The organism is Enterococcus sp. DIV0187 (assembly GCF_051713785.1).
Classification (GTDB): domain Bacteria; phylum Bacillota; class Bacilli; order Lactobacillales; family Enterococcaceae; genus Enterococcus_A; species Enterococcus_A avium.
The window spans coordinates 714,966-736,929 of sequence record NZ_JBIOQO010000002.1; the positions used below are offsets into that span (position 1 = coordinate 714,966).

At 38.8% G+C, this 21,964-nt stretch carries 31 protein-coding genes and 1 tRNA gene; 18 read left to right on the forward strand and 14 right to left on the reverse strand.

Features of this window, described 5'->3' with window-relative positions; translation table 11 throughout:
* Positions 1-3: 3 nt before the first annotated feature.
* Positions 4-471: an ImmA/IrrE family metallo-endopeptidase gene (locus IGI52_RS23420; protein WP_049219684.1), complete on the reverse strand. Its 468-nt coding sequence runs from the start codon at positions 469-471 to the stop codon at positions 4-6.
* 4 nt (positions 472-475) lie between these two features.
* The gene (locus tag IGI52_RS23425) at positions 476-802 is read right to left on the reverse strand and encodes a helix-turn-helix domain-containing protein (RefSeq protein WP_438782525.1); all 327 of its coding nucleotides are present in this window, start codon (positions 800-802) and stop codon (positions 476-478) included.
* Between the two features lie 207 nt (positions 803-1,009).
* Between IGI52_RS23425 and IGI52_RS23430 the strand changes: the two genes are divergently transcribed.
* The 3 genes from IGI52_RS23430 to IGI52_RS23440 all read left to right on the forward strand — a co-directional run bounded on the left by IGI52_RS23430 (position 1,010) and on the right by IGI52_RS23440 (position 2,153).
* Positions 1,010-1,399, forward strand: a complete 390-nt coding sequence (locus tag IGI52_RS23430; RefSeq protein WP_016178875.1) for a hypothetical protein — start codon at positions 1,010-1,012, stop codon at positions 1,397-1,399.
* A 270-nt stretch (positions 1,400-1,669) separates the two neighbouring features.
* Positions 1,670-1,885, forward strand: a complete 216-nt coding sequence (locus IGI52_RS23435; RefSeq protein ID WP_016178874.1) for a BhlA/UviB family holin-like peptide — start codon at positions 1,670-1,672, stop codon at positions 1,883-1,885.
* Positions 1,878-2,153, forward strand: a complete 276-nt coding sequence (locus IGI52_RS23440; protein ID WP_102866311.1) for a holin — start codon at positions 1,878-1,880, stop codon at positions 2,151-2,153. The genes IGI52_RS23435 and IGI52_RS23440 overlap by 8 nt, the downstream gene beginning before the upstream one ends.
* Positions 2,154-2,180: 27 nt before the next feature.
* Here IGI52_RS23440 and IGI52_RS23445 read toward each other — a convergent pair whose 3' ends face one another.
* The gene (locus IGI52_RS23445) at positions 2,181-2,909 is read right to left on the reverse strand and encodes a class I SAM-dependent methyltransferase (RefSeq protein ID WP_438782526.1); all 729 of its coding nucleotides are present in this window, start codon (positions 2,907-2,909) and stop codon (positions 2,181-2,183) included.
* Positions 2,910-2,995: 86 nt separating this feature from the next.
* Positions 2,996-3,211 carry a hypothetical protein gene (locus IGI52_RS23450; RefSeq protein ID WP_016178871.1) on the reverse strand — a complete coding sequence of 72 codons (216 nt, stop codon included), beginning with the start codon at positions 3,209-3,211 and terminating at the stop codon, positions 2,996-2,998.
* Positions 3,212-3,827: 616 nt separating this feature from the next.
* Here IGI52_RS23450 and IGI52_RS23455 point away from each other — a divergent pair.
* The gene (locus IGI52_RS23455) at positions 3,828-4,259 is read left to right on the forward strand and encodes a universal stress protein (protein WP_016178870.1); all 432 of its coding nucleotides are present in this window, start codon (positions 3,828-3,830) and stop codon (positions 4,257-4,259) included.
* Between the two features lie 66 nt (positions 4,260-4,325).
* Positions 4,326-4,754 (forward strand): universal stress protein, encoded by a 429-nt coding sequence (locus IGI52_RS23460; protein ID WP_016178869.1) that lies wholly within the window; start codon positions 4,326-4,328, stop codon positions 4,752-4,754.
* Between the two features lie 21 nt (positions 4,755-4,775).
* On the opposite strand, the gene IGI52_RS23465 is transcribed toward IGI52_RS23460, so the two are convergent.
* The gene (locus IGI52_RS23465; protein WP_438782527.1) at positions 4,776-5,336 is read right to left on the reverse strand and encodes a GNAT family N-acetyltransferase; all 561 of its coding nucleotides are present in this window, start codon (positions 5,334-5,336) and stop codon (positions 4,776-4,778) included.
* Positions 5,337-5,534: 198 nt separating this feature from the next.
* Between IGI52_RS23465 and IGI52_RS23470 the strand changes: the two genes are divergently transcribed.
* Positions 5,535-6,257 (forward strand): C39 family peptidase, encoded by a 723-nt coding sequence (locus IGI52_RS23470; RefSeq protein ID WP_347005616.1) that lies wholly within the window; start codon positions 5,535-5,537, stop codon positions 6,255-6,257.
* Positions 6,258-6,484: 227 nt separating this feature from the next.
* Entirely contained in the window at positions 6,485-6,847 is a 363-nt protein-coding gene (locus IGI52_RS23475) for a universal stress protein (RefSeq protein ID WP_438782528.1), read from the forward strand.
* Positions 6,848-6,907: 60 nt separating this feature from the next.
* Here the strand turns inward: IGI52_RS23475 and IGI52_RS23480 are convergent, their stop codons facing one another.
* Positions 6,908-7,591 (reverse strand): hypothetical protein, encoded by a 684-nt coding sequence (locus IGI52_RS23480; RefSeq protein ID WP_438782529.1) that lies wholly within the window; start codon positions 7,589-7,591, stop codon positions 6,908-6,910.
* Between the two features lie 125 nt (positions 7,592-7,716).
* Between IGI52_RS23480 and IGI52_RS23485 the strand changes: the two genes are divergently transcribed.
* Together IGI52_RS23485 and IGI52_RS23490 are read left to right on the forward strand one after the other, a co-directional pair.
* Entirely contained in the window at positions 7,717-7,977 is a 261-nt protein-coding gene (locus tag IGI52_RS23485) for a hypothetical protein (RefSeq protein ID WP_154059663.1), read from the forward strand.
* Positions 7,978-8,604: 627 nt separating this feature from the next.
* Positions 8,605-9,030, forward strand: a complete 426-nt coding sequence (locus IGI52_RS23490; protein WP_049220300.1) for a universal stress protein — start codon at positions 8,605-8,607, stop codon at positions 9,028-9,030.
* A gap of 30 nt (positions 9,031-9,060) precedes the next feature.
* On the opposite strand, the gene IGI52_RS23495 is transcribed toward IGI52_RS23490, so the two are convergent.
* From IGI52_RS23495 to IGI52_RS23515, 5 genes are all read right to left on the reverse strand, one after another.
* Positions 9,061-9,321, reverse strand: coding sequence for a hypothetical protein (locus IGI52_RS23495; protein ID WP_438782530.1), 261 nt, complete (start codon positions 9,319-9,321; stop codon positions 9,061-9,063).
* Positions 9,308-9,562 (reverse strand): DUF5960 family protein, encoded by a 255-nt coding sequence (locus tag IGI52_RS23500; RefSeq protein WP_016178861.1) that lies wholly within the window; start codon positions 9,560-9,562, stop codon positions 9,308-9,310. Before IGI52_RS23500 ends, IGI52_RS23495 begins: the two co-directional genes overlap by 14 nt.
* Positions 9,563-9,750: 188 nt before the next feature.
* Positions 9,751-11,463, reverse strand: a complete 1,713-nt coding sequence (locus tag IGI52_RS23505) for an adhesin (protein ID WP_438782531.1) — start codon at positions 11,461-11,463, stop codon at positions 9,751-9,753.
* A 125-nt stretch (positions 11,464-11,588) separates the two neighbouring features.
* Positions 11,589-11,671 (reverse strand) — tRNA-OTHER (locus IGI52_RS23510).
* 62 nt (positions 11,672-11,733) lie between these two features.
* A complete protein-coding gene (locus IGI52_RS23515; protein WP_016178859.1) occupies positions 11,734-12,105 on the reverse strand; it encodes a hypothetical protein in 372 nt (123 codons plus the stop codon).
* Positions 12,106-12,311: 206 nt separating this feature from the next.
* Here IGI52_RS23515 and IGI52_RS23520 point away from each other — a divergent pair, with 206 nt between their 5' ends.
* Positions 12,312-12,749, forward strand: coding sequence for a universal stress protein (locus IGI52_RS23520; protein WP_048719820.1), 438 nt, complete (start codon positions 12,312-12,314; stop codon positions 12,747-12,749).
* Positions 12,750-12,768: 19 nt separating this feature from the next.
* Here the strand turns inward: IGI52_RS23520 and IGI52_RS23525 are convergent, their stop codons facing one another.
* Positions 12,769-13,092 (reverse strand): DUF960 family protein, encoded by a 324-nt coding sequence (locus IGI52_RS23525; RefSeq protein WP_016178857.1) that lies wholly within the window; start codon positions 13,090-13,092, stop codon positions 12,769-12,771.
* Positions 13,093-13,283: 191 nt separating this feature from the next.
* Here IGI52_RS23525 and IGI52_RS23530 point away from each other — a divergent pair, with 191 nt between their 5' ends.
* Both IGI52_RS23530 and IGI52_RS23535 read left to right on the forward strand, forming a co-directional pair.
* Complete coding sequence (locus tag IGI52_RS23530; protein WP_016178856.1) at positions 13,284-14,171, forward strand: diacylglycerol/lipid kinase family protein; 888 nt, start codon at positions 13,284-13,286, stop codon at positions 14,169-14,171.
* A gap of 20 nt (positions 14,172-14,191) precedes the next feature.
* Positions 14,192-14,599 (forward strand): pyridoxamine 5'-phosphate oxidase family protein, encoded by a 408-nt coding sequence (locus IGI52_RS23535; protein WP_016178855.1) that lies wholly within the window; start codon positions 14,192-14,194, stop codon positions 14,597-14,599.
* A gap of 44 nt (positions 14,600-14,643) precedes the next feature.
* Here IGI52_RS23535 and IGI52_RS23540 read toward each other — a convergent pair whose 3' ends face one another.
* Positions 14,644-15,903 carry an MFS transporter gene (locus tag IGI52_RS23540; protein WP_049220290.1) on the reverse strand — a complete coding sequence of 420 codons (1,260 nt, stop codon included), beginning with the start codon at positions 15,901-15,903 and terminating at the stop codon, positions 14,644-14,646.
* 416 nt (positions 15,904-16,319) lie between these two features.
* Between IGI52_RS23540 and IGI52_RS23545 the strand changes: the two genes are divergently transcribed.
* The 6 genes from IGI52_RS23545 (at position 16,320) to IGI52_RS23570 (ending at position 21,136) form a co-directional block, all read left to right on the forward strand.
* On the forward strand, positions 16,320-16,892 hold the full coding sequence (locus IGI52_RS23545) for a glycerol-3-phosphate responsive antiterminator (RefSeq protein ID WP_227656379.1): 573 nt from the start codon (positions 16,320-16,322) through the stop codon (positions 16,890-16,892).
* Between the two features lie 106 nt (positions 16,893-16,998).
* Complete coding sequence (locus IGI52_RS23550; RefSeq protein WP_154059666.1) at positions 16,999-17,775, forward strand: SDR family oxidoreductase; 777 nt, start codon at positions 16,999-17,001, stop codon at positions 17,773-17,775.
* Positions 17,776-17,852: 77 nt separating this feature from the next.
* Positions 17,853-18,974, forward strand: coding sequence for an ABC transporter ATP-binding protein (locus IGI52_RS23555; protein ID WP_154059667.1), 1,122 nt, complete (start codon positions 17,853-17,855; stop codon positions 18,972-18,974).
* Positions 18,975-18,985: 11 nt separating this feature from the next.
* Positions 18,986-19,606, forward strand: coding sequence for an ABC transporter permease (locus tag IGI52_RS23560; protein ID WP_154059668.1), 621 nt, complete (start codon positions 18,986-18,988; stop codon positions 19,604-19,606).
* 4 nt (positions 19,607-19,610) lie between these two features.
* A complete protein-coding gene (locus tag IGI52_RS23565; protein WP_016178849.1) occupies positions 19,611-20,519 on the forward strand; it encodes an osmoprotectant ABC transporter substrate-binding protein in 909 nt (302 codons plus the stop codon).
* On the forward strand, positions 20,519-21,136 hold the full coding sequence (locus IGI52_RS23570) for an ABC transporter permease (RefSeq protein WP_016178848.1): 618 nt from the start codon (positions 20,519-20,521) through the stop codon (positions 21,134-21,136). The genes IGI52_RS23565 and IGI52_RS23570 overlap by 1 nt, the downstream gene beginning before the upstream one ends.
* 19 nt (positions 21,137-21,155) lie before the next feature.
* Here the strand turns inward: IGI52_RS23570 and IGI52_RS23575 are convergent, their stop codons facing one another.
* On the reverse strand, positions 21,156-21,872 hold the full coding sequence (locus IGI52_RS23575) for a MurR/RpiR family transcriptional regulator (RefSeq protein WP_438782532.1): 717 nt from the start codon (positions 21,870-21,872) through the stop codon (positions 21,156-21,158).
* Positions 21,873-21,964 lie beyond the last annotated feature (92 nt).

Below are 21,964 nucleotides of genomic sequence, written 5' to 3' on the forward strand. Positions count from 1 at the left end.
TTTTTATTCAAAAAATTCAAATACTCCAATCGTACCATTTGCTCGAAAAAGGATGCGGTAATTTTGATAGGATAACCCCTTTTCATACATTCTTGCATAGACTTTGACCGCATGCTCAAAGGACTCCTTATTTACTCCTAAAAACTCCGCGCATTCCCATACGTTTGAAAAACGCTCTTTGTAGCAAGCAATAATATCTTCTGGAGTGACGACCAAGGTAGCACCAACATCCCTTGCTCGTTGTTCTTGTTTTCGCTGCTCAGCCGTATCCTGACTTATTAGATCGCCTGAGCTAGTTAAATAATGGGCAATTTCTTCGGCAACCGTATCTGTCAGCTCTTCGGAGGTTTGACGAGGATTTAAGTAGACATGCTTGTCAATGTACAATCCTTTTTGTCCATCTGGCATGGAAGGATCGAAAATATAGTTGATTCCCTGAAAACTGGCCATAAGTTTTTCTGCTTTATCCATCTGCTCAATCCTTCTTCACGTGCTTTTGCTTAATAAAATCGATGTAATTCAAAATATCTTCCATCTGTTCCTCGGTCACTTCATCGTCAATATGAGCTGCGACAGTCATTTGTTTTGCTGAAAAAGAGTTCTTCGATTCTCGGCCATGCAAGTAGTCCAGCGAAACGTTAAAGAAGTCCGCAATTTTATTTTGTGTTTCAATATCAGGTGTTCGTTTTCCTTGTTCATAAGAAGCGTAGGTCGTTTTCGCAATTCCCAATTTTTTTGCCATATCAGTCTGAGTCAAACCAGGTGTTTTTTTTCTTAAATTCTTCAATTGTTGGGCAAACATAGACACACTCCCTTTCACTCTATAATAACACGATTCGTATTAATTTATCTATAAAATAGAATAAATAAATTTACAAAGTACGCGAAATGTATTACCATTAATTTAGAAAAAATAGTTAACTACGTTTTTAAGCTAAGTACCATTAAAATTAGTCCGAAGTTCCCTGTAACCAGTGGGGATCGTTAGTTACTTTAAGGAGGAGAGACGATGGAGAAATGGAAGAAAGATTACTTGAAGGGCATCCTACAAGATTATCCTAAGATGGAAGACTATTACTTGGAAAGAAAAGAAAAGCTGCTTTTGCATAATCAGAAGACACATCAACGAGCCAATACAGATACCAAGGATAAGAAGTTATTAATCTCAATTTCCCTTGATCGGCAACTGATTAACTTGGAGCGAAATCAGCGAATCATTTCTTTGTGTTTAGAAAATTCGACGGAAGAGACAAGAAAAATTATCAAATTGCTTTATATGACGAATCATCGAAAGGTTAATCTCGATTTGGTAGCTGATCAAGTTTTTTTAAGTAAACGGCAAGTCATTCGTTTACGGGATGCTTTTTTTGAAGAACTAGCCGAACATCTAGGGATATGATGTCTTTTTTTTGGCACTAAAACAAACATACGTTCGTATATAGTGTAAGTAGATCAAATGGAGGGGGATGAACAGGCAATATATTTGATGAATTTAACAGCGTGGGCTTTGATTGTTTGGAGGTTTTTTGACAGGTGGATTTCCTACTCTTTGACGGCTATAAGTTGTTCGTATAAGGAAATAAAGAAATTTCTGTAGAGTTTAACCCTTCTGAATGAAATTGAAGTCTAGATGGAGATAGATGATTAATTTTTAAAGGAGCGATGAAGCATGGATAACTTTATTTCAACAGTTCTTAACAACCCGGAAAGCATCGGATTTCCAGTGCTTTTTGTATTTCTATTAGTTTGGGTGATGAAGCAAAATAATGCACGTGAAGAGCGCTACTTGAACACGATCGACGATTTAACAGAGTCGCTTAAACAAATTGAGAGAATCGAGACAATTGTCAATCGAATACGTGAAAGGATAGGTGAAAATGGATGAGATTTTGACACATATTTTGGCGACAGGGTTGAGCTTTGCACCGATCATGATGATCATAACAGAGGGTGTGAAGCAGACGAGATTAATAGCTACACGGTATTTACCAATAGTGTCATTAATTCTTGGCACAGGGTTAGGAGTAACGATGGGGCTTCTTTTCAATCAATCACTAGGGGAATTGGCGCTCGGAGGTCTTGTTGCTGGTGGTATGGCTTGTGGGTTGTATGATGCTACGAATAAATATGGACACAACAGAGAAAATCCCTGAAGACTTATTATCTTCAGGGATTTGTTTTTAGTTTTTCTCCGCCTTCACAATCAGCATCATGGGTCGGCGCATTTCATCTTTCATTCCAGGGATATCCAGCATATTCTCAGGCGGTATTGGTTCGACAATGCGTTTAATTTGAAAGTTATTCGTCATCAAATCATCTAAATAGGTGGTTAAAGTGCGATGATATTTCGTGATATTACTACCGAGAAAATGCGCGTTGCGCTTTCCTTCATAAAAATAATTATCGACAGGAAAGTGTACAATCGTACCATTTTCATCATAAATCCAGTCTTGAGAACCTTCTGCCGTAAAAATCGGATGCTCAACGGAAAAAATGAATTGTCCGCCGGAAACCAACCAATCCGCCACATTTTTCGCCAATTTCTCGAAATCTTCAATATAATGAATTGCTAGGGAGCTAATGATGACATCAAAGCTATTCGGCTCAAAAGTGATTTTATCAATGCTGTCGTGAAGATAGCAAATATTGTCAAAGGTATTTTTTTTGCGTGCGACCTCTAGCATTTTTTCGGAGATATCAACACCAATGACTGAAGCTGCGCCGTGTTCTGCTGCGTAAAGACAATGCCAGCCATAACCGCAACCCAGGTCCAATACACGCTTTTTCTTAAAATCAGGCAGCAATCTTTTTAACGTCTGCCATTCGCCAGCCCCATCCAAGCCTTGTTGACTGCGAGTCATCTGACTGTAGCTTTTAAAAAATTTCTCATTATCATAAATGTTTTTCATTGTAATTCCTCCATGTAATTTGTACTTGGTTAAACTACATGGAGAAACTCTCTCTTATGTGCGATCATTGTTAGTCCTCGCTTTCGTTAGATTTCATTCATCCAATAGGTGCGATCAATCGGTTCGACGAAAATCTCGAATGCGATGGATTCGTTTTCAATAATATGAGTAATTCCATGAACCAGCAAAAATTTGTCAGGCTGTCTTAGCTGCAACGTGTCACCTACATTAGGAAGTAGTGTAAGATCAATGGTTCGTTCTTCTTTTCGAGTGAGGATATTTTTTAAACTAGCTTTATACATGTCTGTTCCTCCATTTGTACTTGTGTATCACAGTACATAGTTTAACACACAAAGACCGGAGAAAAAGAAGTGATTTTCGTTTAAAAAATCCTTTTCAGTAAAGAAAGAAGTTGAACTTCACCGTGCTCAGGATCTAGCTAGATAGTATCTCGTAAGTAGTCAAACTGAGAAAATGAGGACCGAAAAAAAGACCGGCCAAAGATGGCAACGGTCCACAAGTGAAAAAAACAAATTCTATAAAGGATGGGTAATACCCAATTTTTACTATAATAGGAAAAGGCTTTCTTGGCAATTTTTTTGCTCAAAAAGAGCCGTCGCAGGGCAACGACGGCTGGAGTCCTGGGAAGGAACTCGGATAAACAAATGAACTACTGTAACCTTAATGGATTGTCGAAAAAGATACAAGAAAAATGCTCAGAGAATAGCAGAATAGTATAAACAAATGATTTATTTAAGTAAATAAGATTGAAGAGGGTAAAATGGTTAGTTATGTCGATAGCTTTCTAATAGTGATAATTTTGTACGCAGTTCAACGAAGGAGATACTAAGTAAAAAGTTGATTTCGTTTCACAGATCGTTTATTTTCCTTTATAATTTAATAAAGGAGGCGGTTACAATGATGAGTAAATACAAAAATATTTTAGTAGCGATCGACGGATCTGAACATTCAGAGCATGCTTTTGATGAAGCCGTTGAAGCAGCCAAACGTCACGATGCCAAACTGAATGTTATTTCAATCATTAATGACAGTGAACTCTCCACCAGCGCTTTTTCTTTTAGCAAAATCTATGCGGCGGAAAAAGAGCAAATTGAAAAAGAAATGTTGAAAAAAGTTCATGACGCAGCGCGTAAAGAACTTGAGAATGTGGAACCATTTGTTGAATTGGGCAGTCCAAAAGAAAAAATTATTGAGTTTGCAAAAGACAATGACATTGATATGATTTATCTTGGTGCTACCGGAAAAGGCGAAATTCGTCTGTCTCGAATTGGCTCCACCGCAGCTTATGTTGTTAACCATGCCCCATGTAGCGTGACTGTCATTCGTTAGTTGTCTTGATAATAAAAGAATGGTATAGGGAAAAAATAAATTCATTAGTTTGAAGGAGCAGATAATATGATCAGTAGATATAAGAATATTATGGTTGCTGTGGATGGATCTGATCAATCGGAGGGCGCTTTTTTTGAAGCGATCGGTGCAGCAAGACGAAATGAAGCTAAATTGTACGTCGTTCAGGTGATTGATGATTCTAGTATTTTAATGAGCAGCGCGCAGCCGATGGAGGATATCCTAGCAGAGGAATCTCAACGAGCTAAACAATACCTAGAGAAACTAAAGGAACGTGGTCGCTATCAAAACATGGAACTTATTCAATACATTGGTAATCCCAAAAAAGCATTAACAGAAGAATTGCCGAAGCAATATGGTATTGATTTGATTTATGTGGGTGCAACAGGTAAGGGGCGCTTTCAACGTCTACTAGTTGGTTCAACTAGCGGATATATTGTTAATCATGCTCCATGTAATGTGATGGTCGTACGATAAAAAAAGGTTTTGACGAAGGAGTTATTCGTCAAAACCTTTTTTAAATTGTTTTTTCAATAAAGTATAGTGATTCATATCTCTCAATTTTCCATGAAGCAGTGCATCTTGAGGTTCAGTACTAGTTAGGGTAAAACCGCAGCGTTGGGCTATACGATTGCTAGGAGCATTGTCGACATCGACACAAATTAACAGTTTATTCATTCCGAAATCATTAAAGGCCAAATAACAAAGGGCTTTAACGCTTTTTGAAATGATTCCGCGTTTGGTAAAAGAGGAGTGCAGCCAGTAACCGATTTCGCCTTTCCCAATTTTGGGGTCAATATTATGAATATCGATACAGCCGCAAATCTTTTGGCCCTGTAGAATGAAAAAAAGATAATCGGTACCATCCGCATATCCATGCAATTTCAATTTGATAAAGTCCTTTTCATCCTCAATCGTTTTCGTTTCCGCCATGATATCAATAAAGGCTTCAATGTGCGATCGATCAGACTCAATCAAAGCTAAAAGTTCTTCAGCAGCTTCTAGCTGAGGAAAGGCAAAAGCTAAATGATCATCAATTTGATAAGTAAAGGCATTCATAGTCAGATCCTCCAAAGATTATTTTATCCAACATATCAGTCTTAGAAATGAATGTCAAAAAAGTATCTAGCAAATCCTTATTTTTATTAATTGAAAGGTTAAAACAACTTAAAATTTAGCTGTTTCGAGGGCTTTTCTTTGTTGCTTTTCATTATAAACCGTATAATTTCGGATGGACTATTAATGTTAGGTGATGAAATGAAGAAAAAAAGAATCGTGGTTCTGCTAATTTTCCTAGCAGTGGTTAGTGGAGGAATTTATTTTGCCCAAGGGAAGAATGAACTGACAGAACGGATTGTGACACCTCAACAAAAAAATAAAATCGTGTTAGATGTTCCCTTAGAGAGCCAGTTTGATGATGTTGCCTTGGAAAATGGTTGTGAGGTTACGGCTCTTTCGATGCTATTGCAGTATTACGGTTACGATACAGACAAAAATGAATTGGCAGACGAACTTGATTATCAGCCGTTGTATACAGAATCTGGTAATCATGGAAATCCCCATCTAGGATTCGTAGGGGACATTACCGGTGGAGATGAAGCGATGGGTGTAGCTGTAGAGCCGATTGCAAAATTAGCTAAAGAATATGTGGAGGATGATTATCGTGTAGTCGCGAGTAACAAAAAATCATTCAATAAAATCATGGCTATCGTAGCCGGCGGTACACCAGTCTGGATCGTCGCGACGGTGGACTTCCAAGTGCCAAAGGACAATGACTGGTTGTTGTGGGAGACAGATCAAGGAAGTATGTATGTCACGCCATTAGTCCATTCAGCCGTTATTACTGGCTTTGATCGTAAGGAGAAAATTGTTTACGTTAATGATCCTTATGGGTATCAAAATCGTGAAGTTGATTGGTCTGATATGAAGCAAGTCTATGAGGAATCTGATCAGCAGTCATTGTATTTAGAAAAAAATTAGTCATTTTTTACCACGTCAAGTCATTTTGAGGTGGTTTTTTAATGTTCTGTGAATAAAATTTTTCGTTGTGAGGAACATTGGTATTATAGGCTTGTCACGGTGAAAAAGAGCTTACAAATGCTTGCCCGCTTGTTATACTAGAATAAAAAGGGGAAAGGCTTATGAATGAACGCTATTACAATATTTTGGCTGCAGTAGATGGGTCACCACAGGCTCATCAAGCATGAATGGAAGCTGTTGAAGCCGCACGTCGAAATAACGCACGTTTGTATATCACACAGGTGATTAATAGCAGCGGCTTACTACTAAACAGTGCAACGCCAATCGCCCAAATAATCGAAGAAGAGAAGAAAGCCGCACTCAAACTGTTAGAAAAAGAGTTTTCAGGAATTGAATATTACAATAAACAAATGATCACTTGTGTGGGAAGTCCTAAAAAGGCTCTTTATTTTGAACTACCTGAGGTATATAAGATTGATCTGATCTATATTGGCGCTACTGGTAAGGGAAGACTTGAACGAATGCTTGTCGGATCAACCACCGATTATGTTGTCAATAATGCTCCTTGCGATGTCATGGTCGTGAGATAAAAATAGATTTATAATCCAAATTAAACAACCAAATTAAAACATCTAAAAAGGGCTGATAGATTATTCAACCCTTTTTGTGTTAAGTATTATTAGTGATCGTTGTGCCTCAGAAATAAATTGTTCTTCCTCCACTAAAAGTGCTTTACTTTGGGGAAAAGCTGAAAAGCAGATCAAAAATTTCCACTGAATCAATAAGTCTGATTTGTATGAATTTCTAATTTCAAGTAGAGATTGATAATTTTGTACAGTTGCCAAACTGGGATTATAAAAAGCCATATAACCGATCGCATCAATCAACTCCCGCAGCTTCGAATTTGGAAGCTGTGTTGCAGCTTTTAAAAGAACTGGAAAAATCTCTGGTTTCATACGTCCCAGTGATCGAGCAATCAAATCTCGCGGCAAGGGAAAAGATTTCTTTTTTGAAGGAGCCACTGGGAAACGGTGCTGATTTGTTCCAATTTCGGCAAGAAAAGGAATCATTTGCTGAGCAGTCATTGAATCGCCGCTTTCTAGTTTTTCCGTAATGGCTAATCGAGTGTAGAGGGCTGGTTCCTTCATCAAAGAATGCAATAAAAAGTTTACTGTCTCACAATTTATTGGCAAAAGCTTTGCAGAGATAGTCCTTTCGTGGGCTTCTTTTGAGGGAAGTAACTCTATTAATTCTGCAAGTTGTTTCTCTTTATATGGAAAGAGTTCAGTATTTTCAGCCCATCCACGTTGTTTACGCTGCATATATTTATCCAAGTGATTCACTCCCTTTTTAAGAGTATAACAGAAATTCTCGTTACACTTATTTGTGCTTTTGTTCACAAAACCATTGATTTCTGATACTCTCTATGATATTATCGAAAAAAGAAGGAGTGATGGGTATGAAAAAAGTAGTCGCGAATCCAATGGAACTGCGAGATGCTATTCGTTGCGAGAAAAGAAATATTTCAATCACGGGCGGCTTTGCTAAGATGATGCAGCCATTAGTAACGGAGAAAGAAGTGGACGTTGAAAAACTAGATTTACCGACTTTTGTTAAGTTAGCTTTGAATCCTACCACCATGGAGACCTTATCTACTGCTTATCGAGTTGCTACCAAAAATGGAAATGCTGGTGTTGAACTAGAATACGTAAAAATCTAATTTTTTTCATCTTTCTTGTGAAAATAATATCAAACTAGAATAGTAATATCCTTGTAGTAATATGCTTCAAGGATATTTTTATAAGAACTAAACCGGTTAAATATATTGATAAAAGTCATTTTTATAATTTATTTCTAATGTAATTAAAAAAAGGGAATACTTTCATGGAATAAAAATATTTAGTAACATTCAGAATAAATTTAAAAATGTTAAAAAAACAATTCGTAAAATCACCAAAATTGCAAAGAAATCTGTTAAAATATGAATATGAGGAAGACCTCTCTCAATCTTTCTTAGCTAGTTTTATTTGACTAGCATCCCCTTTAAGCACCTTGTGATCAAGGTGCTTTTTTTTGGTTATAGGAAAAGTATTAAATTTTCACATGATTAAATCGCTTTACAACAAGTATATGCATGTTCGGCTTTTGTGGGTGGTATATGAGGAAATGAACCAATGATTTTATGCTGAAGTAATTATTAACGATAATTGATCTGTAGGTTTTCTTATTAAAAAAGGATATCTAGTAAAGTCGTCGTGTGCTAAAAGATCTTAATAAAGAAAGCGTTTATTATTTGCTGTACAAATATAGTCTGAATTCGTTACAATAGAAAAAAGGGGGTCTTATTATGAAGGAATCATACAAAAAAATACTTGTCGCAGTTGATTCATCCGAACAGGCACGTCGAGCCTTCCAGGAAGCTATCGAAGTCACCCGCAGAAATGATGCACATTTGTATATTTTAATCGTATCTGACACCAATCATTTAGGAGCTGAACCTTACGCTGTAGATCATATCGTAAAGGAAGCACAAAAAGCTGCAAGTACTGTTGTGGAAGCATTAGAAAAAACGATCCCAGAGGATATATCCTATAACACTGTCGTTGATGATGGAAATCCAAAAGCTAAAATTGTTGCTTTTGCAGAAGAGAAAAAGATTGATTTGATTTTGATGGGCGCTACCGGAACGGGAACTTTCTCTCGGTTATTATTAGGTTCTACAACAGCATATGTTGTCAATAACGCACCATGTAACGTAATGGTCGTTCGATAAAAAAGAAGCCAGCACATTTTGTGCTGGCTTTTAGCTTGCTGTTTGATAGTTTTGAATATCATTCATTAATTTGGTTCTGCCTAAGACCGCGTATTTTGCGACAATAAATTGTCCTCGGGTATTTCGTTTTCCTAATACAATAATTTTCATACCAGCTTCGACATCTGCCAAAAAATTTAATGAATGGGTGGCAATCAGACAGTTGATGTTTGCGAGTTGAAAATAAACTAAAGGCTGTTGCGAGAATTGAATGATTTTTAGTTTCGTGACGGTTCCTTTAATTGACTCCATCCTTTTTCCTCCTTGTATGAATGCCTTTGAAAACGAGCTCGTCATTTCTACGTTCAAACTGAAAATAGATATCCTTTTTGCGACCGGTCTTTTTAGCAGGGATGACAAAATAATCACGATTTTCGGCATCCATCTTGGCGGTAATTTGGCTTAAAAATAAAGCTAGTGGCAGGGAGTCTTTTACTAAAGAATCATACGTTCGGTAAAATATTTCAACAGAATCTGGACTAATCATAGACATGGTCATCACCTCAAGATTATTATACGAACATTTGTTCGATAAGTAAAGTGTTAAGTTGAAGTCTTTTAAAATAAAATACGCGAGGAAATGAGAAATTCTGGTTCGAGCATGTCATATGAAAGTTAAGGCTGGAAGATAAGAGAAGCACGCTTGCAAAGGACAAGCGTGCTACGTATTTTTAAAAGTATTTAGTATCTACGTTTGGTTCTTTTTCCCCTTTTTTTCAGGACTAATGCCCCTGCTATAATGACTACCCCACCGAAAGCAATCCATAGAGGATAGTTTCTTTGTTTAGTAGGTTCAGAGGTTGCAGTATTTTTTACCGTGCTAGATGTAACTTCAGCTGCGGTATTCTTTGTGCTGTTCGTTTTGGTTGCGGTGCTTTTGTTGGTAAAGGAGGTTGATAAATGATAATGCTGGTCAAAGTCTGTTCGATCAATAGATGGTTCGCTTAATTGGTTGTTCTCATTTAAATTGGTTTGAGTCGAGTATGTTCCAGTGACTGTTAATGTTGTTGAACCAGTTCCTTCTACGACGGTTTCGCCATCTGCTATGATTGTCGCGGATTTTCCATCCTCGTCAACAATTTCGCCGCCTGTCTCCAAATTTAAGTTGGTTATCTGTGAATCGGCGGTCATTACCCATTTAGACGTTTTATCAATTGTTACAGTGATCGGGGTTTCACTGGCTGCGGTATTCACTTCGTTTGCAGTGATTTCGGTCTCGCCGTTGTAAGTCGTTTCTTCGGTTAAAACGAGATTGAGACTGCTAATAGAGTCCACATTGATCTTACCGGACAATTCTTGATTGATTCCAATAAAGTTCACTTTGCCGCCATTACTGCCGGCTGTCCCCCAATTATTCGCATTATTTCCCTGAATCGTTAATAGCGCTGCCTTATCGCTATCAAAATCTAACGTATTATCCTTCAAGATAATGTTGGCTTCAGTATTTGTTACATAAAACATCGTTCCTTCAGTGGCACTTTTCAAAGTGGAATTAACGGCTTCAAAATTTGCTGTTTCACCAGTGGATGCTTCGGCATCGCCTGACGTGGATTGATAGATAATTACACCGTTTGCGACAGGATCACTGCCTGTTGTTCCGGTTAACTTGCTGATTAATTTAGAATTGTAGATTTGAATGGAGTTATAGCCTTCCATACCAGCAATCTGGCTGCCCGTAGCCGTACCTTTGACATTACTCACTTCAATGTCACCCGTGGAATATAGGAGAGGAGAGCCTGAGCCTTGTGTTGCAAGCTGGCTATCAGTGACTGAAACATTTCCGCCGCCGCGATCTGTTGCCAACGCCGCGCTATGATCGCCGTTGGTATTGACGGAGTTTTTGTTGGCAATAATAGTGCCGCCATAGGTTGCATCCATCCCGCGGGAATTGTCCGATTCTGTCACGATGGTATTGTCATTTGCATAAATCGTTCCGCTATCTGTTGCGAAAAGCCCATTACTTCCTTTATCGTTAGCAGTTAATTGACTGTTAGAAAGATACGCAAAGGAATTCTCGTTTACTGCCAACAGGATTGAATTCAATCCATAGAAATTACTATTGTCATCGTTAGCACTTGCGCCGGCTTTTTCTAATGTACTTTTCTCAAGCGACAAGGTTCCGCCATTTTTTACTAAGGCAGTATTTTCGTCATTGCCGTCAGAGCGTTGCTTTTCGGAATTAGCTTCTATTTCCTGATTATCAGCGATTAAGCTGCCCTTCAACTCTCCTGTATAATCATAAGTCATAGTATCTGCGCCACCCATTCCACCGCCATCTGGTGGAGCGGGGGGAACACTGCTTTGTTCATTAGTGAATCCGATAGTAGGGAATGTGGTTGTACTTAACACTAAAGTGCTTATTAGTGTAATGATTACTGACTGCTTTTTTTTCAAAAAAACGCCTCCTACTAATTTCTTCTTGTGTCAATTGTAGAAGGAGAACCTTAAATGAGCCTAAAAAGGTTGAATCATTGATTTTTTCCGAAAAAAAAAGAAGCTTCTCAGCTTCTTTTGAATTATGTGGATGACAGGAATCGAACCTGCACCTCTATCTTAAATGCGGACTACATCATTGAACGAGTAAAACACCAAGTTCATCCACGATTACAAGTATAGCGAATCTTGTGTGGATTTGAAAGAGGCCTCTCAGCAATTAAAAAAATATTATACTTTGAGTTTTTTCTCGTATTCCTCTGAAAATTCCTTTGCAATGAGCCAGCCGTAGCTTTCAGTGATGGCGGCAGCGGTGGAGCCATTAACAATATTACCTGCAACAGGAAGTTTTCCGGCAAGGAAGCGTGCGGTCATTTGTCCAGCTTTTTGAGCTAGAAATTGGGTGGCAAGAGCTTTTGCGGCACCTTGTTCGAGTTTAATATGAAAAATTTTTCCCAAAGCAATCACCATAGCGGTTTGGATTGGTAATAAAACGGTGGCATCAGGAAAAGGCAATTGTGCCATTCCTGCCCCAACACCTGCTGCGGCAGTGGATGCGCTATGAATAATGAAATGGGCTTTTCTTCTTTGGGTTTTATTCATCTCTGATTCTCCTTACTTCTCTGGATAATTCATGTAAAAAATTGGATTGAGGCAAGTCTAGCATTTCATCACAAAAAGTACAATTTTTCAGCTGGTTTTTTAAGCAGTTTTAATGATTAGACAGTGAAAAAATAAAGAGAAATGGTCATTTTCATTTTTCGAAGAATCAGTAGAATGATAAAATAAAGGTGAAAGGGGCGGCAAAAATGGTTGATGAATATAAAAATATTTTAGTTGCTGTAGATGGTTCAAAGCAGTCAAAAAAGGCGTTTGATGAAGCGATCAATATCGCGAAGAGAAATAGGGGCAAGTTAACTCTGGCAACTGTGATTGATACGGCTAGTTTCAGTGGAACAACCGGCGGAAATTCAATTCCATTGATGCAGGAAGTCCATGAAAGAGCGAAAGGGATTATCACAGAACTAGAGCATCATCGGATGGCAGAGGAGCAGGAAGTTCACCTAACTTCTCAGATCATCGCTGGTAATCCTAAACGAGAGATTGTTGAATTGGCGAAAAAACTGGATACGGATCTGATTGTGATGGGGGCAACAGGATTGGGCGCACTTTCCTTATTACTGGTCGGTTCTACAACTGCTTATGTCGTTAATCAAGCACCTTGTAATGTAATGGTCGTAAAATAAGCACAAAAAAACGCCTGACTTAGTCGGACGTTTTTTCATCTAGTGTCATAATCAATTCATTTCCATCATCATAGACATACATGATTTTAGGAAATTCGATCTCTTCGTATGCTTCAACATAAGGTGCAGTGATCCCGTCTGAAAAGTAAGGTTCACTTTGGGAGTAAACGACACTTAAAGTACGAGCAATTTTGTTTTTAAAAAAGTGAAAACGTTGTGGTGAGGTAAGCGGCAACCCCTTCATCGGACGCATAAAAATCATATGCCATATTTCCTGCTGCATATGTTCAGGAACAGTATTAAAAGGAACCTCACTTCTTCGTGGTTTTGTCGGTTCAAACATTTTTCTCAACCCTCTCTTAGCTTTATCATATCAGGTTTTACGAAGAAAAAAAGTCAAAGCAATCAAATTCTTACAAATTAGTTCGTTGAAACAGTTTTTTTAGGTTAAAAATGATAAGGTGAAAGGGAACAGATAAAGATTTTTAACTGATAAAAAAATTCTTACTTAACAAATGAACGAGGGTGAAAAAGATGCGTTATGGAATTTTTTTTAATCCGAATGCAGGAAATGGGAATGCTGAAAAATTAGCAAAAAAAATGCAAGAAAAATTTAAACAGGCTGGACACGAAGGTGAATTTTTGACTGCCCCTGATCCTGAAAAGGCAGTTGAAACAGTGAAAGAGGCCATTGAAGAGTATGACGGAATCGTGGCGATTGGCGGAGATGGTTCGCTGAACATCGTGGGGACAGCGTTTGTTCAAGCAGGAAAGGCAATACCTCTAGGAATTATCCCAGGCGGAACCATTAATAATTTTGCCAAACGCTGGCATTTGCCAATGGATGAAGAGGAAGCGATGGATATAATCATTGCAGGGTATCAACGTAAGGTTGGGATCGCAGCCTGTCAAGATCGGCAAAAAGCTGTTATCAGCTCTTTTACTTTCGGATCGTTTGCGGATATTTCCAATGAGGTTCGACAGAGCGAAAAAAAGAAATTCGGTTTAATCGTCTATCCTTTAAAGGCCTTGAAGCAGCTTGGCAAAGATAAGTCTTATCCGGTAGAGATTAAGACGGATAATTTTCATGAAAAATTGGAGGTCTGGTTCTCCTTGGCGACGACTACTCATTCAATTGGCGGAAGGACTTATGTGGATTCAGATTATGATGAACTTCATGTCAGCATTTTGCACAACATGCGTTTTCGTAAATTATTCCAGCTTATTCGACTTATCTTTACGGGACGTTTAAAAGATTCAGATACGCTGACGTATTTAGAAACCAGCACGTTGGAATTAACGCCTTTAACAGATAAAAAGATCTATTCTCGAATCGATGGCGATAAAGGCCCAGCTTTACCGTTAACAGTGGAATTTATGGCAGATTTTGTGCCGCTTTATGTACCAGAAAATAAAAAGTAAAAGATAGGAGGCTTTTGGAAATGGATAAAAATATGGAAACATTATTAGCTAATGCCGATACATTTACACTGATCACGATTGATAATCGTGGTTTTCCCAATGCAATTGCTGTTTCACCGCCGCTTGAGCGGAATGGCTTTTACTATTTCAAGTTCTATATTAATGGGGATGGTCGAACTGCTGAAAACATTCGACACAATCGTACTGGCAGTCTCTTCTGTTTTGACAAAGACAAGCATGAAAGTATTGCATTAAAGGGCTATTTGTTTGTTGAGGAGTTAGTTGAGTATAAAAAATTGGCCGCCCAGCTGAACGAATTTCAAAAAGATTTGAATTATGAACATCCAGTTATTGCCGTTTTTGAGACCTTGAGTGTCAAACACTATGAAAATATGCATGGAGAATTTCTAGATGTACCTGAGCAGTAAAAAAGTCTCTCCCGTCAACTAGGTTGTGGGAGAGACTTTTTTGCTTAATCGACCTTAGCTGCAATTGTACCTGAAGCTTTTGCTTTTTTAATGATTGTCGTGAGGATGACAGAGAAGATAATACAGCCAATCCCCATGGCGATCGCATACATGAACATCATGTTGAAACCTGCTTTACCAGGATTTGCATCTAGCCAGCCACCAATCATGGTATACATGAATACATCTGGCAGATAACCTAAACAAGAAACAATTCCAGAAACTCTACCAGTCAGTTCAACTGGGAAACCAGCGTCATCAATGATCGCAAAATATTGACTGCGTACTACATAGATTAGGAATAATCCGAAGATGAAGTTCGCAATGATAGCGGTCAAAAGACCAGCGCTGTCTGGCAATATGAGAAAACCAGCGAAGCAAAGCGTCAGCAGACCGGCACCACCAATAATTACACGGATTCGAGAGCCCATTTTATCGGCGATAATCCCACCGATGATTCCGCCTGCCGCTTGAACTAAATAACGTATTCCACCAAGTGTCGTTCCACCTGCTACAGACAAGCCGTACACATTGATTGCATACGTATTGATATAGCCTAAAATTCCGTAAATACTGTAAGCAAAGAAAACAATAGCCACTAATACCCAAGTTCGAGGCATTTTCAATGTTTTGAACATACCGATGACGATTTTAGAGAGTGGTTCTGTATGTGTTTCTGCTGCTGTGTCTTCAATAACAAACCAATTTAAAATACCAATAATAAAAACTGTGATCGCACATACTCTAATTGCCCAAGTTGTCCCTAGAATCTCATTTGAAAAACGACTGTAAACAGCGGTCATTCCGAATACCAATAAGGCATTTAAAAGTCCACGTAAACCTTCCTGCCAACCAAACAAACGTCCTTGTTCGGAACTGTCACCCAACATTCGTGTAGCCTTGATTGCGGCTGACCAATAGGTGATGATTGTAGAAATTCCCATCAAAATGAAAATAATCCGGCTGATCTGAAAACCTGGAAATGTCGAAAACCACCACCCCAAAACACCAGTTGCTAGGAATGAAACCGTCAGTAATTTTCGAGCCGAGAACTTGTCTGCAACGACCCCACCGACAAAGTAAGAAAATGTTGCCATTGTAGCATAACCTGACGAGAGCATCCCCATTTGTGCATTGGTCAGATCCATTGCTTTTTGGATTGGCACATAAAAGGTTTCTCGGATATAAGGAAGCTGAAAGATAATCCCAGCACCGGCTGAAAGTAGTAACAACGTTCCCCATTTTTTTACTGCTTGCTTGTTCATATAACACCCTCCTGCTTGTGAATTGTTCTGTAAAAAAACGCAAAAAAGAAGCAACGCTTAAATAAGCGTTACTTCTCTCTGCTCTCCAGTAACACCCAAAGTATAGAATTTTATGAAAGCGATGTCAATGATTTTTGAAATAAAAAAAATTCGATGTGCTAGATTCTATTAAATATTTTTAGAAGAAAGTCTAGAAAATGCTGATGTTTCAATGTGTTTTCCAGGTTTCTTTTTTTATTATAGGATTGACGAAACTAGCGTTATCCATTAGACTGTGAAAATACAGAGATTCAAAAAGAAATAAAATCGAAAAAATATGCTTTACAATATTCATAGCTTGTATTGTAAATTATTATGAACGAGTTTGTGATATCATCTTTAATGAAAGCGTATTAAATTACTTGATGGGGATAAGGATGGAAATGAAAAGAAAAATTATTCAGATGATGGAGGACAATCCATTGATTGCTGCCATCAATAATAAACGCAGTTTTGAAAAGGCCTTAACCTGTGATAGTGATATTATCTTTGTCTTGTATGGAGATGTTTGCAGTATTGTTGACATTGTTGATCGCTTGAAAGAGGCAGGTAAGATCGTTATGGTAGATGTTGATTTGATTGATGGCTTAGCCACGAAGGAGACGGCTGTCGATTATTTGAAACGAGCCACCAAAACCGATGGGATTATCAGCTCAAAATCAATCTTACTAAGAGCGGCGAATGCGCGAGGGTTATTTACCATTCATCGATTCTTTTTGATTGATTCGAAATCCTATCATAATCTGCCGAAACAACTGGGAACCTCAAAGGCGGATGTAGTGGAGGTTTTACCAGGAGCGATGCCGAAAGTTTTATCTTGGGTGCAAGACGTCGTGGATGTGCCGATTATTGCTAGCGGGTTAGTATGTGATAAGGAGCTAGTAATGACCGCCTTACAAGCAGGAGCAGTGGCGATTTCAACAACCAATATGGATGTTTGGGAAATATAAAAAAATAAAAAACGGTAGTTGATGCTAAGAGGACAGAGAAAAGCGGACACCAGCTTATTTGGTGTTCGCTTTTTTATTTTGGATTATTACTAACGGAGGGATACAAATGGAAATCACAGAATTCAGTATGGATTTTTTCTCATTAGCAGGAAAAGTAGCTATTGTGACAGGTGGAAATACTGGGATCGGCCGAGCGTTTTCACTGGCTCTAGCAAAATGCGGAGCAAACATTCTTGTTCCAAGTTTGATCGATGATGATGGAACGACACAAAAAATTATTGAAGAGACGGGTTCCTGTTATGTTTTTATGGAAGTAGATTTGACAGAAGAAGGGGTGCCTCAACAGGTTATAGAGCATTGTGTCGAAGTCTTCGGTACAGTAGACGTGCTAGTAAATTGCGCAGGACTCTATTTCTCAGACGATGTACTCAGGTTTGACCGCTCAAAATGGGATCCGATGATTCAATTGAATTTAACGGCGGCCTTTGAGATGTCTCATGAAGCAGCTAAGGTAATGATTTTACAAAAAAGCGGCAAAATTATTAATATCTGTTCATTGTTTTCGTTTTTAGGCGGACAGCAATCCCCAGCGAATGTTGCAGCCAAACACGGATTAGTTGGTTTGACCAAAGCTTATTGTGATGAACTTGCTGGCTATAATATCCAAGTCAATGGTATCGCTCCGGGGTACTTGACAACGGATATGATGAAAAATGACCGTGAAGATCCAGAAATAACTCAACAGATTTTGGCTCACGTTCCGGCCAATTACTGGGGGAGTCCAGCAGATTTGATGGGGGCATTAGTCTATTTAGCAAGTTCTGCCTCAAATTTTGTTAATGGACATATTTTGCCTGTTGATGGCGGCTACTTAGTACGTTAGTTGTGCATTAACTTCTAACATTGCGACGAATTATCTTCGTTGCAATGAATTACATAATGGATGGAGGAATCATTGCTATGATCGAGTTCGAACAAGTAGAAAAAAGGTATGGAGAAGATGCGATCGCTGTCCATCCTTTTGATTTGACGATCGAAGATAATCAATTTATCTGTGTTATTGGCACTAGCGGGAGTGGGAAAACAACGTTGGTACGAATGATCAATCGGATGATCGAACCGTCAAAAGGCAGTATCAGGATTAACGGACAGGATGTCACAAAACTAAACGAAGACGAACTACGGCGACAAATTGGTTATGTGATTCAAAATATCGGACTATTTCCCCACATGACAATTCGAGAGAATATCATGATTGTACCGAAGCTGCTGAAATGGAGTGATGAAAAAAAATCGGGAATTGCTGAACGATTGATTCAACGGGTTGATCTACCGTTGGATTATTTGGAACGCAAACCGAAAAATCTTTCAGGGGGCCAGCAGCAACGGATTGGTGTCATTCGGGCGTTAGCAGCTAGTCAAGATATTATTTTGATGGACGAGCCTTTTGGTGCGTTAGATCCCATCACTCGTGATGCGCTTCAGGAGATGATCAAAGGCTTGCAGCAGGAGATGGAGAAGACAATTGTTTTTGTGACGCATGATATGGACGAGGCGATCAAGTTGGCTGACAAGATCATTATTATGGATCATGGAGAAATTGTTCAGTACGACACTGTTGAAACAATCTTAGAGCACCCAGCCAACGATTTTGTGGAAGAATTGATTGGGAAACGAAAACGTAATAGTTATTACAACAATGAAATGACGGTTTCAGATCTGATGGTAGATCGCGTGCAAGCAATTTCTATTAGTAAATCAATCACTGATGCGATTCGGCAGATGTCAGAAAATAAAGTTGATACACTGCTGGTAGTGGATGATCAGTACTGTTTGAAAGGTTTTGTCGATATCAATTTTATTGAGCGGAATATCTCCAAGCTGAAACCAAATACCTCTGTTTTCGAGGTAATGGAGACAGACACGGCTAGTGTAAATCAAAAGGAACGAGTAGCTGATGTGATCGGCCCATTAATTAATCACACGTATAAGTATTTGCCAGTGGTGAATGATGAGGATCATCTTGTGGGAATCGTTACTCGTTCGTCGTTGGTCTCGCTCGTACAGGAACAATTGCAATAGGAGGTGGTAATGTGAATTTTTGGTCTGAATACGGCAGTGAAATCTTAATGAAACTCTGGGAGCACTTTTATTTGTCCTTTTTGGCAATTTTCTTGGGTATTCTTGTTGCCGTTCCTCTAGGAGCAGCGCTAACTCGTTTAAAAAGGGGCTCTGAAACTGTCATAAAAGTAGTGGGTGTGTTCCAAACAATCCCGTCATTAGCGTTGCTGTCAATTATGATTCCTTTTTTTGGAATTGGCAAAATTCCAGCAGTGATCGCTTTGTTTTTGTATTCCCTCTTGCCGATCCTGCGAAATACTTATGTCGGGATAAGATCTGTTGATGCGACTTATTTAGATGCTGCTAAAGGAATGGGTATGTCGCAAATGCAACGCCTTTTACAAATTGAATTGCCCTTAGCGATGGGTGTCATCATGGCGGGGATTCGCGTGTCGACAGTTTATGTGATCTCTTGGACGACTTTAGCTGCATATATAGGCGCAGGAGGATTGGGTGATTATATTTTTAATGGTTTGAATCTTTATCGAATGGATCTAGTGTTGATGGGGACAATTCCGATCACGCTATTGGCCTTGCTTTCTGACGCATTATTGAAACACTCTGAACAAAAACTGACGATGGATCGAGGGTGAGTCGATGAAAAAGCGAATAGTACTTTTAGCAGCAATACTTCTGCTTTTTGGAAGCTTTATTGTGAGTAATTATTCCGCCAAAGATGACACACTTACGGTGGCTGGCGGAGTAACTTCAGAGTCGCAAATTTTAGGCAATATTGTGGTGGAACTGCTGCAACATTCGACCGACCACAATGTTGTTTATCTAAATAATTTAGGTTCAGCCAACTTAATGCATGAAGCAATGTTGCGAGGCGATTTAGATATAGCGCCAACTCGTTATACTGGAACAGACCTGATTGGAACCCTTGGATTACCCACGGAAAAGGAGCCGGATAAAGCCTTGGAAATTGTTCAACGAGAGTTCGATCGACGCTTTGGTTTTGACTGGTTTCCAAGTTACGGGTTTTCCAATCAATTTACGTTTATGGTAACGCAAGAAACGGCGAAGAAGTATGGCTTAAAAAAAGTTAGTGATTTAAAAAAATGTGCAAGTAAAATGCGTTTGGGCTCCGACCAAACCTGGTATAAACGAGAAGGTGATGGATATAAGGGATACACGGAAGCCTATGACACGAAATTCCAACGAGTTTATCCAATGCAGGTGGGCTTGCTTTATGATGCTTTAGTTGCTAATGAACTGGATGTGATTTTAGGCTATTCGACCGATGGAAGGGTCGGTAGCTATGACCTTGTAATGCTAGAAGACGATCTGAAATTTTTCCCGCCTTATACTGCGAGTGTCGTTGTTTCGGGAGAGACACTGAAAGAATATCCAGAACTCAAACCGATTTTGTTGAAATTACAGGACACGATTGATACCAAAACAATGCAACAGCTGAATTACGAATCGGATAATGAATTGTTGGAGCCGAAGATTATCGCACGTCGTTTTTTGGAGAAACATAACTTTTTTGAGGAGGGAAGCTAATGTTTGATAATTTAGTGACATATTTAAGTGAGAACTCCTCGTACCTAATCACACAATTCGGTGTTCACGTTTATATCTCAGTAATTGGTGTTGTGTTGACCTTCTTGATTGGGTTTCCTTTAGGAATAGTATTGTCTGAACGGCCAAAAATTTCGGATATCGTAATCGGAATTATCAACGTAATTCAGACGATTCCTTCAATCGCGATGCTGACTATGTTATTGATCTTGATGGGGCTGGGACAAAATACAGTGGTGGCAACAGTTGTTTTGTATTCGCTATTACCGATTGTGAAAAATACTTATGTTGGATTAGTCAATGTCGACCCGATGTATATTGATAGTGCCAAGGGTATTGGGATGAATCGCTATCAAATCTTGTATATGATCAAAATTCCTTTGGCCATGCCGGTAATTTTTGCTGGTGTGCGCAATGCGTTGGTAATCTCAGTCGGGATCACGACAATTGGTTCATTTGTCGGTGCAGGTGGCGTCGGTGACGTGATCTTGCGGGGGATCGCGATCACGGATGGCGGACCGATCATTATTGTCGGCGCCGTTTTATGCGCCTTTATTGCCATGATGATGGATTGGCTGTTTGATTGGATGATGAAATAAAAGAAGACGGTCGCGATTATTAGCGATCGTCTTCTTTATTTATACTTAACTTTCGAACAACTTCCTCGATAAACATCAGCAGGATTGTCCGCGTTTTTTCATGAGATTTTAGTTGTTCGTCTTGATGCGACTTGGTTAAAAAGATAATCTCGCTGGCATCTAAAGATAAATTTGTGTTCATTTCTTCCATCACCAGTAAGGATTTTGCATGGTGCTTTTTGGCTTCCTCAAACAAGGGATCAAAGCTGGCGAATTTTCCAGCGACTGAAAAGATTAGCAGCAAGGAATTCTCCGTCAATAAATCTGGAATTAGTGAAGGTTGGCTGACGCGGATGACATTTTTGTTCAAGGTGAAATTGAGCTTGTATTCAAAGTATTCCATACAGAAATTGGTCGGTCCATAGCCAAAAAGCAGGATTTTCTCTGATTGCTGGATGAGATCGGCTAGATAGTCGACCGAGGATTCGTCGAAATTTTCCATGAAATTTTGAATACGTGCAAACTCGCTATTTAATTTCTTCTGTTTGATTAATTCTTTGCCGGTCAGAAAACGAAAATATTCTTTATAGCCGGAAAAGCCCATTTTCTTAACCAGCTTAGAAATCTTCGAAGGGGAAACCTCCGTTAGTTTCGCTGCTTCGGTAATTGTCAAGTTTGGCTGAGACTGACTTTCTTTTATCAGACGGTTATGGATTTTTATTTCCAAATCGTTTAAACGATCCAATTGAATTTTCATTCTGAATGGGCTCCTTTACATTCTATGTCTTGACAATAGAATAGCATAGTCTATTTAAAAAAAGCAATCATCTTATGGAAAATTTTCCAAAT